The following is a 13,801-nucleotide window of genomic DNA, read 5'->3' on the forward strand; positions in this document are numbered from 1 at the left end:
CAGTCCTCCACGTTGCCGAAAGGTGCTCAACTCAACATGCCCGAGCTGGTGTTCTTCTCCGGAACGATGGACTGCGGGAAGTCGACGCTGGCTCTCCAGATCGAGCACAACCGTTCGGCGCGTGGTCTGCAGGGCATGATCTTCACCCGCGACGACCGTGCGGGCGAGGGCAAGCTGTCCTCCCGGCTCGGCCTGGTCACGGACGCGGTGGAGGTCGGCGACGGCCAGGACCTGTACGCGTACCTTGTCGACCATCTCTCCCAGGGCGGGCGCGCGGACTACGTCATCGCCGACGAGGCCCAGTTCCTCGTGCCGGAGCAGATAGACCAACTCGCCCGTGTGGTCGACGACCTGAGCATCGACGTCTACGCCTTCGGCATCACGACCGACTTCCGCTCCAAGCTGTTCCCGGGCTCGCAGCGCCTGGTGGAGCTGGCCGACCGGGTCGAGGTCCTCCAGGTCGAGGCCCTGTGCTGGTGCGGCGCCCGCGCCACCCACAACGCCCGCACGATAGGCGGCGAGATGGTCGTCGAAGGCGCCCAGGTGGTCGTCGGCGACGTCAACCAGGCGGACGCCGTCGGCTACGAGGTCCTGTGCCGCCGCCATCACCGACGCCGTATGACGGCGTCCAGCGCACGGGCGGCGGCGCTCTCCCCGGACGTCCTGCCGGTGCAGCCGGTCTGAGCCTCGGCCGACAACCGGCATCTCTCCGGGGCTCCGTCAGCGCGGGTTCTGGATCAGGGAGAACCGCGCCCCCTCCGGGTCCGCCACCGTCGCCACGCGGCCGTGGACGCTGTCGTGGGCCGGTCCGAGGACATGGCCACCGAGGTCGACGACCCGGTCCACGGCCCCGTCCGTGTCGGCGACTTCGAAGTACGTCATCCAGTGCGGCCCCCGGTCGCGGGGGAGGGCCGTGCCGACGCCGTGGATGCCGGCGACGGGGCGGCCGTCGATGTGCAGGGTGACGTAGTCGAAGTCGGCGGAGACCACCGGCTCCTCCTCGTAGGCGAACACGCTCTCGTAGAACTTGGCGACGTTCACCGACTCGAAGGTCAGCAGCTCGTTCCAGGCCGGGGTGCCGGGCACGCCCGTGATGGCCGTGCCGCCGTGCGCCGCACTCTGCCAGATGCCGAAGACGGCGCCGGAGGGGTCGGAGCAGATCGCCAACCGGCCGGCTTCGGCGGCGTCCAGCGGGCCCACGCCGACCGTGCCGCCGCACAGCCGTACCGTGTCGGCGGTCAGGTCCGCGTCGTTCGACGCGAGGTAGGGCGTCCAGGCGATGGGGAGGTGGCGGTCGGGCGGCAGCTGGCCGATGCCGGCCACCTCACGGCCGTCGAGCAGGGCCCGCACATAGGGGCCGAGCTGCTGGGGGCCGGGCTGGAACTCCCAGCCGAACAGCGCCCCGTAGAACTCCTGGGTCGCGGCCAGCCCGTGCACCATCAGACTCACCCAGCAGGGCGTGCCGGGCGTGTGCCGAGCGTGCGTCTCGCCGTTCGGGCCGGCCGACCCCCGTGCCTCGGTCATCGTCACTCTCTCCTCGGCCCCTCGCGGTGGCCGCGTCGCTTCCGCTGTCCGGACCCCCGTGCCGATGCTCGCACCACCCGTGGCCGCGCGCGCTGCGGGCACGCCGCCGCACGACGGCGGGTGCCCGGAGGATGCCCGGTGTGCGATTTACGGCCGGTCTCCGTGCGATTGCCGGTGGATGTCCGTCAGCTGTACAGCATGTGTCTGATCCCGTACGCCTCGTGATCGGACCTGTCCGGCGGGCAGAGTAGCCGGACGTCGACGATGCGGCCACCCCGTGCGCAAGGATGGTGACCATGAACGCCATCATCTCCGCATCCGAACTCGCGAGCGAACTGACGGGCGAGAACCCGCCGGTGCTCCTCGACGTCCGCTGGCAGCTGAGCCTGGCCAAGTCGGCCGGTGAGCCGCCGTTCGACGGCCGGGCCGCGTACGAGGCCGGACATGTCCCCGGCGCGGTCTACGTCGATCTTGACCGGGAACTGGCCTCCGCGCCCGGTGCGCACGGGCGCCACCCGTTGCCGGACTTGGCCGAATTCGGTGCGGCGATGCGCCGGTCGGGCGTGTCGTCCGGGACGCCGGTGGTCGTGTACGACGGCGGGCAGGGCTGGGCCGCGGCCCGGGCGTGGTGGCTACTGCGCTGGACGGGTCACCCCGACGTGCGGGTCCTCGACGGCGGGTTGCCCACCTGGGAGGGACCGCTGGAGACGTCCGTACCGACGCCGGCGGAGGGAGACTTCGAGCCCGAGCCGGGGGCGGGGCTGCTCGACGCCGACGGCGCCGCGGCGCTCGCCCGCTCCGGTGTACTGCTCGACGCGCGGGCGGGGGAGCGGTACCGCGGAGAGGTCGAGCCGATCGACCCGGTCGGCGGCCACATTCCGGGCGCCGTCTCCGCGCCCACGACCGAGAACGTCGGCGCCGACGGCCGCTTCCTGCCCGCCGAGGAACTCGCGGCGCGCTTCAAGGCACTGGGGGCGTCCGAGGGCACGGAGATCGGCGTGTACTGCGGTTCGGGCGTCTCCGCCGCCCACCAGGTGCTGGCGCTGGCGGTCGCGCGGATTCCGGCGTCGCTGTACGTCGGGTCGTGGTCGGAGTGGTCGTCGGATCCGTCCCGCCCGGTGGCCGTGGGGCCGGATCCGCAGTAGGCGGGCGCAGCACGAGGGCCGCGTCGCAACCGACGCGGCCCTCGTCCTCGTACGGCCGCGTCCACAGCCGTACGACCGACTACTCCTGCCTACCTGCTCCTGCTTGCCTACTCCTGCTTCTTCCTGCGCGTCCCGAACACGATCTCGTCCCAGCTGGGGACGGCGGCCCGGCGGCCGGGGCGGACGCCGTCCGCTTCGGCCTGGCGGTCCGTGGCGCCGATGAGGCGGTCACGGTGGCTGCCGACGGAGCGGGGCATGAGGACGTCCGCGTAGGCGGAACCGGCGCCGGCCGAGGCGGCGGGGGCGGGAGGCTCCTCCGTGGCCGGTTCGGCGGAGGGTTCCTCCGGGTCCGGCTCCGACGGACGCTCCGGGACCACCAGGTCACCGCGGAAGCTGGGCACCGCCTCCAGCAGGCTGGTCAGCGAGTCCCGTTCCTCGGTGGTCTCCTCGACGGGTTCGGAGGCGGCGGCCGGCAGACTCGGCCGCGCGGTCTCGAGGGCACGGTCCATGCCGCGGTCGCGCGGAAGCCGGGCGATCCGCGGCACGAACGGGAAGCTGGGCTCCGGCGCGGCGAGGTCCTCGGACTCGCCGATCAGCGAGCGCGCCTCCTCGTCGACGGCCTGTACGAGCCGCCGGGGCGGGTCGTACGTCCAGCTCGCCGAGTGCGGTTCGCCCGCCACCATGTAGACCAGCAGCACTTCCCAGGTGCCGTCGTCGCGGCGCCACGAGTCCCACTGCACGGTGTCCTTGTCGGCGCCGCGCAGCAGCAGCCGCTCCTGGACGGCCTCGCCGAGCTGGGGACCTGCGGCGTTCTCGCCGGGCCGGCGGACGGGAGTCTTGCGGGCCCGTTCGGCCATGAAGGCGCGCTCGGCGAGCACGGGGCCCTCGAAGCGCCGTACGCGGTCGACGGGGATGCCGGCGAGTTGGGCGACCTCTTCCGCGGTCGCACCAGCTCGTATACGCGCCTGGATGTCACGGGGGCGGAGATGGCTCTCCACCTCGATCTCGATCTGGCCGAGGCGGGGACGGTCGCCGCGCACGGCGGCGCGCAGGCGTTCGTCGATCGGAAGGGTGTACTCCGTCGCGTCGGCAGCCTTCAGCACCAGCCGTGTGCCGTCATTGGAGACGGCCACGACACGCAGTTCGGGCATGGGGACCTCCCGGGTGGTGCCTGCCGACGTCACGTGCGTCGCTGCTTCCGCTAGTCGAGTGTGGCCTGCCCGGGTGCAGCCTGCCACAACCTTGCCGAGTTGCCCGGCGTGTCGGGCACGGGCCCTGGATCGCCGTTATGGCACGGTTACCTATTCGCAACGCTAAGTGACCAACTCCGTCACCCTGTGCAACTAGCCCCCTCCCGGCGGTCCTTGAAGGCCACGGACACCCAGGCGGGAGACCGGACCCAGGGCTCGCAACAGTACTCCATTTGGGCCACGTGCGTGGATTGGCGCGCCGCCCAAATTCAGGCAAGAAGCATGACTCGGCCGTCGGTTGAGCGGTTTTCGGATCTTGAACGTGGCGTACTTCACCCGATCCGCAGAAACGGAACCAATGGATCTCGCCCGTCCGCCGTGTCGGGCGTGACGCGTCGGCTACGCCCCCAACACCCGCCGCAGGTAGTCGTTCTGGAACCGGCGGTCGGGATCCAGCCGGTCCCGCAGCGCCGTGAACTCACCGAAGCGCGGGTACACCTGGGCGAAGTACTCGGCGTCCCGCGTGTGCAGCTTGCCCCAGTGCGGCCGCCCCTCGTGCGCGGTGAAGATCCGCTCGGCGGCGGTGAAGTACCGCTGGAACGGGGTGCCCTTGACCATATGGACGGCGATGTACGCGCTGTCGCGGCCCGAGGCGGTGGAGAGGGTGATGTCGTCGGCCGGGGCGGTGCGCACCTCGACCGGGAAACTGACCCTGAGGCCGGAGCGGTCGACCATGGCCTTCAGCTCGCGCAGCGCCTCGACGACGGCCTCGCGCGGAACGGCGTACTCCATCTCCACGAAACGCACCCGGCGCGGCGATGTGAAGACCTTGTACGGGATGTCGGTGTACGTCCGCGCGGACAGCGCCTTGCTGGAGACCTGGGCGATCGCGGGGATCGTGGCGGGCACCGCGCGGCCGACCCACTGGGCGACCTGGAAGACGCCGTTGGAGAGGAACTCGTCCTCGAACCAGCCCTGCAGCTGCGACACCGGCTTCTCCGGGCCGGCGCTGCGGTTGTTGCGCTTGGTGTTGGTGTTGCCGGTGTGCGGGAACCAGTAGAACTCGAAGTGCTCGTTCTCCGCCCACAGTTCGTCGAAGTCCGCCAGGACCCTGCCGAACGGCATCGGCTCCTCGCGCGCGGAGAGCAGGAAGATCGGCTCCACGGCGAAGGTGATCGCGGTGACGATGCCCAGGGCGCCGAGGCCGATACGGGCGGCCGCGAACACCTCCGGATTCTCCTTCTCGGAGCAGGTGAGCACCGAGCCGTCGGCGGTGACCAGCTCCAGGCCCTTGATCTGGGCGGCGATCGAGGCCGACTCGCGGCCCGTGCCGTGGGTGCCGGTGCTCGTGGCGCCGGAGACGGTCTGCTCCATGATGTCGCCCATGTTCGCGAGCGACAGACCCTCGCGCGCCAGGGCCATGTTGAGTCTCTTGAGCGGGGTGCCGGCCTCGACCGTGACCGTCATGGCATCGCGGTCGATGTCACGTATGCCCGTCAACAGTTGAGGGCGGATCAACACACCGTCGGTCGCGGCAATGGACGTGAACGAATGCCCGCTGCCGACCGCCTTCACCTTCAGGCCGTCCTCGGCGGCCCGGCGTATCGCCGCGGACAGCTCCTCGACGGAGGCCGGAGTGACCTCCCGCGCGGGGCGAGCGGCGACATTGCCGCCCCAGTTACGCCACGTGCCGTTCCTGCCGCTCGGTGTGCTGCTCAACGGTGCCTCCCCGACGTGGAGCCGGCCTGCTGAGCCGGCGGTACCCCAGGAAACCCACCGCGACCGCGACGGCTCCGGACACCGCCGGAACCCCGTACCCGGCTTCCGCTCCGGCGGCGTCGATCACCCAGCCGGCCGCGGCGGAGCCGAGCGCGACGCCGACCGCGAGCCCGGTGCTCACCCAGGTCATGCCCTCGGTCAGTTGCGCGCGTGGTACGTGCTCTTCGATCAGGGACATAGTGGTGATCATCGTGGGAGCGACGGCCATGCCCGCAACGAACAGCGCCACGGCCAGAAGCGGCAAGTTTCCGACCAGTAGGAGGGGGATCATACTCACGGCCATCGCGCATATGCCCAGCAGCCAGCGAGGTTCGGGCGCCCCCTGGAAGCGCAGCAGCCCGAAGACCAGGCCCGCCGCGCAGGAGCCCGCCGCGTACAGCGCGAGGACCACGCTCGCGGCGCTCTTGTGGCCCTGCTCGTCCGCGAAGGCCACCGTGACCACGTCGACGGCCCCGAAGATCGCTCCGGTCGCCACGAAGGTGGCCACCAGGACCTGCAGTCCCGGGGCGCGCAGGGCCGAGCCGCCGCCCTGCTTCTCACGCGGATGCGGTGCCGGCTCGGTGGCCCGCTGTGCGGTCAGCCAGAAGACGCCGACCGCCAGGAAGCAGCCGGCGAGCAGCGGTCCGGCCTCCGGGAACCATGCCGTGGACAGGCCGATGGAGATGATCGGCCCGAAGATGAAGCACACCTCGTCGATCACGGACTCGAAGGAGTACGCCGTGTGCAGCTGGGGCGTCCCCCGGTACAGCGCGGCCCAGCGGGCGCGGACCATCGCCCCGACGCTGGGCACGCAGCCGATGCCGACGCAGGCCACGAACAACACCCAGTCCGGCCACCCGTAGTGCGCGGCGAACAGCAGCAGGCCGCCTCCCACGAGCGAGATCAGCGTCGCCGGCCGGAGCACCCGGCGCTGCCCGTACTGGTCGACCAGCCGTGAGACCTGCGGACCCGCCACCGCCGCGGCGAGCGCGATCGTGGCCGACAGGGCGCCGGCGAGGCCGTACCGCCCGGTCAGCTGGGAGATCATCGTGACCACGCCGATGCCCATCATCGACAGCGGCATCCGGCCGAGGAGGCCCGCGGCGGAGAAGCCCTTGGTGCCAGGGGCGGCGAACAGGGCGCGGTAGGGGCTCGGCACGGGGGTCTCCGGTCAGGCGGAAGCAGCGGGGCTGCGGGGGGCTCGGGGCGGCTCGGCAATGCGTGAGGTGGCGCGGTGGGGCGTGAGGGGCGCTCGTAAGGCGTGTGGATGGCCGGTACAGCTTACGAGTTAGGTGACCCTGATGCACCAGGCCGGACGCATCGGGAACCCGGGTGGTCACCCCACCGTTTCCCGGCTGTCAGTACCGGATGACAGGATCGATCCATGCCAGACGTGCGCGATGCCACCCCCTACGACGCCCTGCTCCTGCTCTCCTTCGGGGGCCCCGAGGGCCCGGACGACGTGATCCCGTTCCTGGAGAACGTCACCCGGGGGCGGGGCATCCCCAAGGAACGCCTGAAGGAAGTCGGCGAGCACTACTTCCTGTTCGGCGGCGTCAGCCCCATCAACGACCAGAACCGCGCCCTGCTGGACGCCCTCCGCAAGGACTTCGCCGAGCACGGCCTGGATCTGCCGATCTACTGGGGCAACCGCAACTGGGCGCCGTACCTGACGGACACCCTGCGCGAAATGGTCGCCGACGGCCGCCGCCGCATCCTCGTCCTGGCCACCAGCGCCTACGCCTCCTACTCGGGCTGCCGCCAGTACCGCGAGAACCTCGCCGACTCGCTCGCCGCCCTGGAGGCCGAGGGCCTGGAGCTGCCGAGGGTCGACAAGCTGCGGCACTACTTCAACCACCCCGGCTTCCTGGAGCCGATGGTCGACGGTGTCATCGAGTCCCTCGCCGACCTCCCCGAGGACGTCCGGGACGGCGCCCACCTCGCGTTCTCGACCCACTCGATCCCGAACGCGTCCGCCGACACCTCCGGCCCCGTCGAGGACCACGGCGAGGGCGGCGCGTACGTCGCGCAGCACCTGGACGTGGCCCGGCTGATCGCCGACGCCGTACGCGAGCGCACCGGCGTCGACCACCCCTGGCAGCTCGTGTACCAGTCCCGGTCCGGCGCCCCGCACATCCCGTGGCTGGAGCCCGACATCTGCGACCACCTCGAGGAGCGCCACGAGGCAGGCGTTCCGGCGGTGGTGATCTCGCCCATCGGCTTCGTCTCCGACCATATGGAGGTCCTCTACGACCTCGACACGGAGGCCAAGGCCAAGGCCGAGGAGCTGGGTCTGCCGATGCGCCGCTCGGCCACCGTCGGCGACGACCCGCGGTTCGCCGCCGCGATCCGCGACCTCGTCCTGGAGCGTGCCGCCGTGGAGCGCGCGCAAGAGGTCACGCCCTGCGTCCTCGGCGGGCTCGGCGCGAGCCACAACCTCTGCCCGGTGGGCTGCTGCCCGGCCCGCGCGCCCAGGCCCGCCGCGGCGGGTGCCGACAGTCCCTACGCGTGAGGAGCCCCGTGACCGACGTACTCGACCCGCTGCACTCGGAACTGCTCGAACTGGCGCAGCAGGCCGCCCTCCGCGCGGGCGAGCTGCTGCGTGACGGCCGTCCGGCCGACCTCGCCGTGGCGGCGACCAAGTCGAGCCCGATCGACGTGGTCACCGAGATGGACATCGCGGCGGAGAAGCTGATCACCACCCTGATCTCCGAACACCGCCCGGACGACGGCTTCCTGGGCGAGGAGGGCGCCTCCACCGAGGGCACGAGCGGCGTCCGCTGGGTGATCGACCCCCTGGACGGCACGGTCAACTACCTCTACGGACTGCCCACCTGGTCCGTCTCCATCGCCGCCGAGCTGGACGGGGAGACGGTCGTCGGCGTCGTGGCCGCCCCGATGCGCGGCGAGACGTACCACGCGGTCCGCGGGGGCGGCGCCTGGGCCACGGGAGCGTGGGAGGGCGAGCGCAGGCTCAGCTGCCGTCCCACGGCCCCTCTGGAGCAGGCCCTGGTCTCGACCGGCTTCAACTACGTCACCGAGGTCCGCACCCACCAGGCCGACGTCGCCCAGCGGCTGATCCCCCTCCTGCGCGACATCCGACGAGGCGGCTCGGCCGCGATCGACTTGTGCGACCTGGCGGCGGGCCGCCTGGACGGCTACTACGAGCGCGGGCTCAACGCCTGGGACGTGGCAGCGGGGGACCTGATCGCACGGGAGGCGGGTGCGCTGACCGGTGGGCGGCCCGGGGAGCGGCCCTCGCGCGATCTGGCGGTGGCGGCGACGCCGGGGGTTTTCGAGCCGCTCCAGCGGCTGTTGGAGGAGTTCGGGGCCTGGCACGACTGACGCGCGCCCCTACGGCTCTCTCGCGGCAGCAGGCCCCCGGCGCTGGATTCGCCGGGGGCCTGCTGTTGGTCTGCGCGCTCGTCAGACGCTGGACGCGCCGACTTCCACACCGTGCTCGGCGGCGAGGCGGCGCAGGTCGTCGAGCTCGCCCTGCTCCACCTCGACGAGGAAGTCGTCGCCGTCGTCAAGAGCCCGCGTCAGGTCGGACTCGGTCGCCCTTATGCGCTGCAGAAGTCCTGCGGTGAATGCGTCCATGCTGCGCCCCCTCGTCCTGGGTCGTGGGTCGGTGGCACGGGGGTGTGCCGTTCGGAAGGGGCGATCACGTCTCCAGTAGATGCCCAGCGCTGCCCAGGCCGGGCGGCGACGGTGCCGGACACCCACACCCGCTCTGCGGAAAGCGGATTGCCTCGTACCGCTTGGTGCTGCGGTACAAGCAGAGCGTGATCGCGGGGTGTACATGCCGTCCTCCCCCCGCTCTCTTCCACGGAAACCTCAACCGGAAGAGAAAATCTCGCATTCCCGGGCTTCACACCTGTCCTTCATGGCCCGCTCACCCCTCTTACCGCCGACTTATGACCGAAAAGGGCAGGATGGAGGCCAGACCCCAACCAAGGACCCTGCCCGTCGGCGAGGACAAGCGCTACGCGGGTGGACACAGGAAGGACAAGCGACGTGCGCGTACTCGTCGTCGAGGACGAGCAACTGCTCGCCGATGCGGTGGCCACCGGACTGCGCCGGGAGGCCATGGCCGTCGACGTCGTGTACGACGGTGCGGCCGCCCTGGAGCGCATCGGCGTCAACGACTACGACGTGGTCGTCCTCGACCGCGACCTCCCGCTGGTGCACGGCGACGACGTCTGCCGCAAGATCGTCGAACTCGGCATGCCGACGCGCGTGCTGATGCTCACGGCCTCCGGCGACGTCAGCGACCGTGTCGAAGGGCTGGAGATCGGCGCCGACGACTATCTCCCCAAGCCCTTCGCCTTCAGCGAGCTGACGGCACGCGTGCGTGCCCTCGGACGCCGTACGAGCGTGCCGCTGCCGCCCGTCCTGGAGCGCGCCGGCATCAAGCTCGACCCCAACCGCCGCGAGGTCTTCCGCGACGGCAAGGAGGTGCAGCTGGCCCCGAAGGAGTTCGCCGTCCTGGAGGTGCTGATGCGCAGCGAGGGCGCGGTCGTCTCGGCCGAGCAGCTGCTGGAGAAGGCCTGGGACGAGAACACCGACCCGTTCACGAATGTGGTGCGGGTGACCGTCATGACGCTGCGACGCAAGCTCGGGGAGCCGCCGGTGATCGTCACCGTGCCCGGTTCCGGCTACCGGATCTGATGCCCCATGGCCGCGACACCCGCGCCTCCGCAGGCGCCCCCGAAACCCACATGGGACCCCCGCAGAGCGGAGCCCTCCTTCCCGTGGCTGCGCCCCACCATCCGGATACGGCTCACGCTGCTGTACGGCGGCATGTTCCTGATCGCCGGCATCCTGCTGCTGTCGATCATCTATCTGCTGGCCGCGCAGGCCATCAGTACGGGAAACCAGCCGCCGTTCAAGATCGTGAGCGCGGCCGACGACATCAGGGTCGCCAGCAACGACTGTCCCGGGGTCAACAACGCGAAGGGCCTGACGCTCAACCAGTTCAACTCCGCGATCAGCTCCTGTATCGACCAGCAGCGCCAGATCGCCCTGGACGACCTCCTCAGCCGCTCCCTGCTGGCCCTTCTCGGCCTCGCCATCATCGCCTTCGCGTTCGGCTACGCCATGGCCGGACGTGTCCTGTCGCCGCTGGGCCGGATCACCCGGACCGCGCGCGCGGTGGCGGGCTCGGACCTGTCCCGCCGTATCGAACTGGACGGCCCGGACGACGAGCTCAAGGAACTGGCCGACACCTTCGACGAGATGCTGGAGCGGTTGCAGCGGGCCTTCACCGCCCAGCAGCGCTTCGTCGGCAACGCCTCGCACGAGCTGCGCACCCCGCTCGCGATCAACCGCACGCTCCTCGAAGTGCACCTGTCGGACCCGCAGGCGCCGATGGAGCTCCAGCAGCTCGGCAAGACACTGCTGGCCACCAACGAGCGCAGCGAGCAGCTGGTCGAGGGCCTGCTGCTGCTCGCCCGCAGCGACAACCAGATCATCGAGCGCAAGCCGGTGGACCTCGCGGAGGTGGCCGAGCAGGCCGTCGACCAGGTGCACGCGGAGGCGGAGGCCAAGGGCGTGGTGATCCGCGGCGAGCAGAAGCCCGCCGTCGTCCAGGGCAACGGCGTCCTGTTGGAGCGGATCGCGCTGAACCTCGTCCAGAACGCCGTGCGGTACAACGTCCCGGAGGGCGGCTGGGTGGAGGTCACCACCGAGGTCCAGCACGGACAGGCGGTCCTGATCGTCTCGAACACCGGGCCGGTGGTGCCGGCGTATGAGATCGATAATCTGTTCGAGCCGTTCCGGCGGTTGCGCACGGAACGTACGGGCAGTGACAAGGGTGTAGGCCTGGGGTTGTCCATCGTGCGGTCCGTGGCGCGGGCGCACGGCGGGCATATCTCGGCACAACCGCGCGAGGGGGGAGGGCTCGTGATGCGGGTCACCATGCCGATCTGAGATCATGTGCGCCGACACTCGGCAGGTACACGGGGATGTTCGCTTTGCGCGGAATTTTCTGGGCACTCGACGGACGGCCTCGTGTGTGATCGATCACAAGGGCGGTTTTCCGGCCATCTACTCTCCGTGGTCATGGAACCTGTCGGAAAGCCGGGAAAATCCGGGTTTTCGAGGGTCTTGATCACGGGAAGTACACGGTGAGACGCCTTTGAACTGCGGCATTAGGACCGTGTACGGTCCCGTTCGCCATCCAAGCCGATCACTCTTGAGGAGTCCGGTTGGGTGTCGATTGAGTAACAGACCTTGATGTGAGGCAAAATCTCCGCCTCGGGTCGGGCACAAGTCCGGCCTCTCACGCGTTACGTGCGCTGGAGACACCGCAGACACCCAGAGGGGGAGAGCGACATGGCAACGGATTACGACACCCCACGCAAGACCGACGACGACGTCGACTCGGACAGCCTTGAAGAGCTGAAGGCCAGGCGGAACGACAAGTCGACGTCCGCCGTGGACGTCGACGAGTTCGAGGCCGCCGAAGGCCTGGAGCTGCCCGGCGCGGACCTCTCCAATGAGGAGTTGGCCGTCCGGGTGCTGCCGAAGCAGCAGGACGAATTCACCTGCATGAGTTGCTTCCTGGTGCACCACCGGAGCCAGCTGGCCCGGGAGAAGAACGGTCAGCCGATCTGCCGCGACTGCGACTGAGGTCGGGTCGGGCATGACTGGCTCGACCCCTCCTTGGAAGCGCCGTTCCCGAGAGTCGGGAGCGGACGAAGGGCCGTCCGACGGCCCGTACGGCGCGCGTGACGACGAGCGAGGCTCATCCAGTACGGGGGCCTCGCTCGAACCCGTGTCCGGGGCTGACCTCCCGGCGCCGGTGGACGTTCCCGCGCCCGTCGCCAGGCGGAGAGCCGCGGTCATCCGGGAGAAGGCCCGGGAAGGCGTCCGTAAGGGCGGCAGCCGCGCCAGAGCCGGCCTCGCGTACCTCGCGGACCGGATCATCGAGAACGCCCCGCGTATCCCCGTACGGGACCTCGCGGCGCTGCGTCGGCAGTTCCCGGGTCTCGGGCCCGAGCAACTCGCCGACAAGCTCGTGGCGGGCGCGGCGAACGCGACCTCGACGGTCGGCGCGGGAGTCGGAGCGGCGGCGATGCTGCCCGTGCCGCCCGCGATGCCGACGGAGCTGGCCGCCGAGGTCACCGGTGTGGCCGTGATCGAGCTGAAACTGATCGCCGAGCTGCACGAGGTATACGGCGTCCGTCCGCCCGGCAATCTCAAGGACCGCAGCACCGCGTATCTGACCTCGTGGTCCGAGGAGCGCGGCATCGACCCGATGAAGCCGGCGACGATCAATGCCGCTCTCGGTGGGCAGATGAAGCGCGAGCTGCGTCAGCAGATCATGAAGCGCATGGTCCGGAACCTGCCGAACCTCATGCCCTTCATGGTGGGCGCCGCCGTGGGCGCGGTCATGAACCGCCGGGACACCAAGAAACTCGCGGCACGCATTCGGGCGGACCTGCGCAAGGTCCAGGTGCCCTGGGACGAGTTGCCGCAACTGCCGCCCCTGGAACGCCCGGCGCAACCGCTGGAGATGGGCGACATCGCGCGGGATCTGGGGCGCGGGAAGCTCGGAGGCGGCTGGAAGAAGCCCGGCCGCTGAGGGGCATCCGGTGTGACCCCGGAGAAGTTTTGCCACCGGGAGAGCGAGCCTTGACCAGGCCGGTGAAGGCCCGCTCTGGTGTGCTAGACGGAGGCCTTCGCCGCCCTGATCGCCTCCGCCAGGCGCTCCGGCTCACGGGTCGACAGGTACAGGTACGGAGTCGGGTCCTCGGGGTCGGTGACCTCCACGCGCAGAGCCGTGGGGATGTAGGCGCGCAGCAGGAGGAAGGCGCGGGTGTCGGCCTTGTGGGTGCGCCAGGCGCGCGCCTCCTCGGGGTCGAGGACATGCGCCTCGCCCAGGGCCCGCACCGGGATCTTCGCCTCGCCCGCGATCAGTGAACCGCCCACCACGCGGATGCGCAGCGAGCCGTACGAGCTGGCCATGACGGCCGCCGCGGCGGTGCCGCCGGCCAGGCCGCCGAGCATGGGCAGCGTGCCGAACGGCAGAAGGATCAGGGCCAGGGAGACCCCGACCAGAAACGAGATCAGCCACCAGGAGCGGGGGGCCGTCAGTCGTTCTTCGTACGGGGCGGCGGAGAGCTGCATGGAGCCAAGCTTGGCACGGTGTCCGACCGCTACCGACGCGCGGGTAAGGTC

14 protein-coding genes are annotated in these 13,801 nt (G+C 70.5%); 8 read left to right on the top strand and 6 right to left on the bottom strand.

Going from position 1 to position 13,801, the window contains the following annotated elements:
* The first annotated feature begins 36 nt into the window (after positions 1-36).
* Positions 37-684: a thymidine kinase gene (locus ABIE67_RS34550; protein ID WP_370265312.1), complete on the top strand. Its 648-nt coding sequence runs from the start codon at positions 37-39 to the stop codon at positions 682-684.
* Between the two features lie 36 nt (positions 685-720).
* On the opposite strand, the gene ABIE67_RS34555 is transcribed toward ABIE67_RS34550, so the two are convergent.
* Complete coding sequence (locus ABIE67_RS34555; RefSeq protein ID WP_370265313.1) at positions 721-1,524, bottom strand: VOC family protein; 804 nt, start codon at positions 1,522-1,524, stop codon at positions 721-723.
* A gap of 296 nt (positions 1,525-1,820) precedes the next feature.
* Here ABIE67_RS34555 and ABIE67_RS34560 point away from each other — a divergent pair, with 296 nt between their 5' ends.
* Positions 1,821-2,669 carry a sulfurtransferase gene (locus ABIE67_RS34560; protein ID WP_370265315.1) on the top strand — a complete coding sequence of 283 codons (849 nt, stop codon included), beginning with the start codon at positions 1,821-1,823 and terminating at the stop codon, positions 2,667-2,669.
* Positions 2,670-2,776: 107 nt separating this feature from the next.
* Here the strand turns inward: ABIE67_RS34560 and sepH are convergent, their stop codons facing one another.
* The 3 genes from sepH to ABIE67_RS34575 all read right to left on the bottom strand — a co-directional run bounded on the left by sepH (position 2,777) and on the right by ABIE67_RS34575 (position 6,776).
* Entirely contained in the window at positions 2,777-3,820 is a 1,044-nt protein-coding gene (gene sepH, locus ABIE67_RS34565) for a septation protein SepH (protein WP_370265317.1), read from the bottom strand.
* A gap of 438 nt (positions 3,821-4,258) precedes the next feature.
* Positions 4,259-5,578 carry a D-arabinono-1,4-lactone oxidase gene (locus ABIE67_RS34570; protein WP_370265319.1) on the bottom strand — a complete coding sequence of 440 codons (1,320 nt, stop codon included), beginning with the start codon at positions 5,576-5,578 and terminating at the stop codon, positions 4,259-4,261.
* Positions 5,538-6,776, bottom strand: coding sequence for an MFS transporter (locus tag ABIE67_RS34575; RefSeq protein WP_370265322.1), 1,239 nt, complete (start codon positions 6,774-6,776; stop codon positions 5,538-5,540). Before ABIE67_RS34575 ends, ABIE67_RS34570 begins: the two co-directional genes overlap by 41 nt.
* A 225-nt stretch (positions 6,777-7,001) precedes the next feature.
* Between ABIE67_RS34575 and ABIE67_RS34580 the strand changes: the two genes are divergently transcribed.
* Entirely contained in the window at positions 7,002-8,129 is a 1,128-nt protein-coding gene (locus tag ABIE67_RS34580; protein WP_370265324.1) for a ferrochelatase, read from the top strand.
* 8 nt (positions 8,130-8,137) lie between these two features.
* Positions 8,138-8,962, top strand: coding sequence for an inositol monophosphatase family protein (locus ABIE67_RS34585; RefSeq protein ID WP_370265326.1), 825 nt, complete (start codon positions 8,138-8,140; stop codon positions 8,960-8,962).
* An 81-nt stretch (positions 8,963-9,043) separates the two neighbouring features.
* Here ABIE67_RS34585 and ABIE67_RS34590 read toward each other — a convergent pair whose 3' ends face one another.
* Positions 9,044-9,217 carry a hypothetical protein gene (locus tag ABIE67_RS34590; RefSeq protein ID WP_199830304.1) on the bottom strand — a complete coding sequence of 58 codons (174 nt, stop codon included), beginning with the start codon at positions 9,215-9,217 and terminating at the stop codon, positions 9,044-9,046.
* Between the two features lie 417 nt (positions 9,218-9,634).
* Here ABIE67_RS34590 and ABIE67_RS34595 point away from each other — a divergent pair, with 417 nt between their 5' ends.
* The 4 genes from ABIE67_RS34595 to ABIE67_RS34610 all read left to right on the top strand — a co-directional run bounded on the left by ABIE67_RS34595 (position 9,635) and on the right by ABIE67_RS34610 (position 13,205).
* A complete protein-coding gene (locus ABIE67_RS34595; protein WP_007385219.1) occupies positions 9,635-10,288 on the top strand; it encodes a response regulator transcription factor in 654 nt (217 codons plus the stop codon).
* A 6-nt stretch (positions 10,289-10,294) separates the two neighbouring features.
* Complete coding sequence (locus ABIE67_RS34600; RefSeq protein WP_370265327.1) at positions 10,295-11,548, top strand: sensor histidine kinase; 1,254 nt, start codon at positions 10,295-10,297, stop codon at positions 11,546-11,548.
* A 405-nt stretch (positions 11,549-11,953) separates the two neighbouring features.
* Positions 11,954-12,250, top strand: coding sequence for a DUF4193 domain-containing protein (locus ABIE67_RS34605; protein ID WP_005481602.1), 297 nt, complete (start codon positions 11,954-11,956; stop codon positions 12,248-12,250).
* A gap of 13 nt (positions 12,251-12,263) precedes the next feature.
* Positions 12,264-13,205: a hypothetical protein gene (locus ABIE67_RS34610; protein ID WP_370265334.1), complete on the top strand. Its 942-nt coding sequence runs from the start codon at positions 12,264-12,266 to the stop codon at positions 13,203-13,205.
* 83 nt (positions 13,206-13,288) lie between these two features.
* Here the strand turns inward: ABIE67_RS34610 and ABIE67_RS34615 are convergent, their stop codons facing one another.
* A complete protein-coding gene (locus ABIE67_RS34615) occupies positions 13,289-13,750 on the bottom strand; it encodes a DUF3093 domain-containing protein (RefSeq protein WP_370265335.1) in 462 nt (153 codons plus the stop codon).
* Positions 13,751-13,801: the final 51 nt, after the last annotated feature.

The sequence above is a fragment of the Streptomyces sp. V4I8 genome (genome assembly GCF_041261225.1).
Taxonomy (GTDB): domain Bacteria; phylum Actinomycetota; class Actinomycetes; order Streptomycetales; family Streptomycetaceae; genus Streptomyces.

Excerpts from the sequence above, each read along its gene's own strand:
- ABIE67_RS34610 (WP_370265334.1), top strand. The coding sequence starts at position 12,264 with ATGACTGGCTCGACCCCTCCTTGGAAGCGCCGTTCCCGAGAGTCGGGA.
- ABIE67_RS34550 (WP_370265312.1), top strand. The coding sequence starts at position 37 with ATGCCCGAGCTGGTGTTCTTCTCCGGAACGATGGACTGCGGGAAGTCG.
- ABIE67_RS34615 (WP_370265335.1), bottom strand. The coding sequence starts at position 13,750 with ATGCAGCTCTCCGCCGCCCCGTACGAAGAACGACTGACGGCCCCCCGC.
- ABIE67_RS34555 (WP_370265313.1), bottom strand. The coding sequence starts at position 1,524 with ATGACCGAGGCACGGGGGTCGGCCGGCCCGAACGGCGAGACGCACGCT.
- sepH (WP_370265317.1), bottom strand. The coding sequence starts at position 3,820 with ATGCCCGAACTGCGTGTCGTGGCCGTCTCCAATGACGGCACACGGCTG.
- ABIE67_RS34590 (WP_199830304.1), bottom strand. The coding sequence starts at position 9,217 with ATGGACGCATTCACCGCAGGACTTCTGCAGCGCATAAGGGCGACCGAG.
- ABIE67_RS34560 (WP_370265315.1), top strand. The coding sequence starts at position 1,821 with ATGAACGCCATCATCTCCGCATCCGAACTCGCGAGCGAACTGACGGGC.
- ABIE67_RS34600 (WP_370265327.1), top strand. The coding sequence starts at position 10,295 with ATGGCCGCGACACCCGCGCCTCCGCAGGCGCCCCCGAAACCCACATGG.
- ABIE67_RS34580 (WP_370265324.1), top strand. The coding sequence starts at position 7,002 with ATGCCAGACGTGCGCGATGCCACCCCCTACGACGCCCTGCTCCTGCTC.
- ABIE67_RS34605 (WP_005481602.1), top strand. The coding sequence starts at position 11,954 with ATGGCAACGGATTACGACACCCCACGCAAGACCGACGACGACGTCGAC.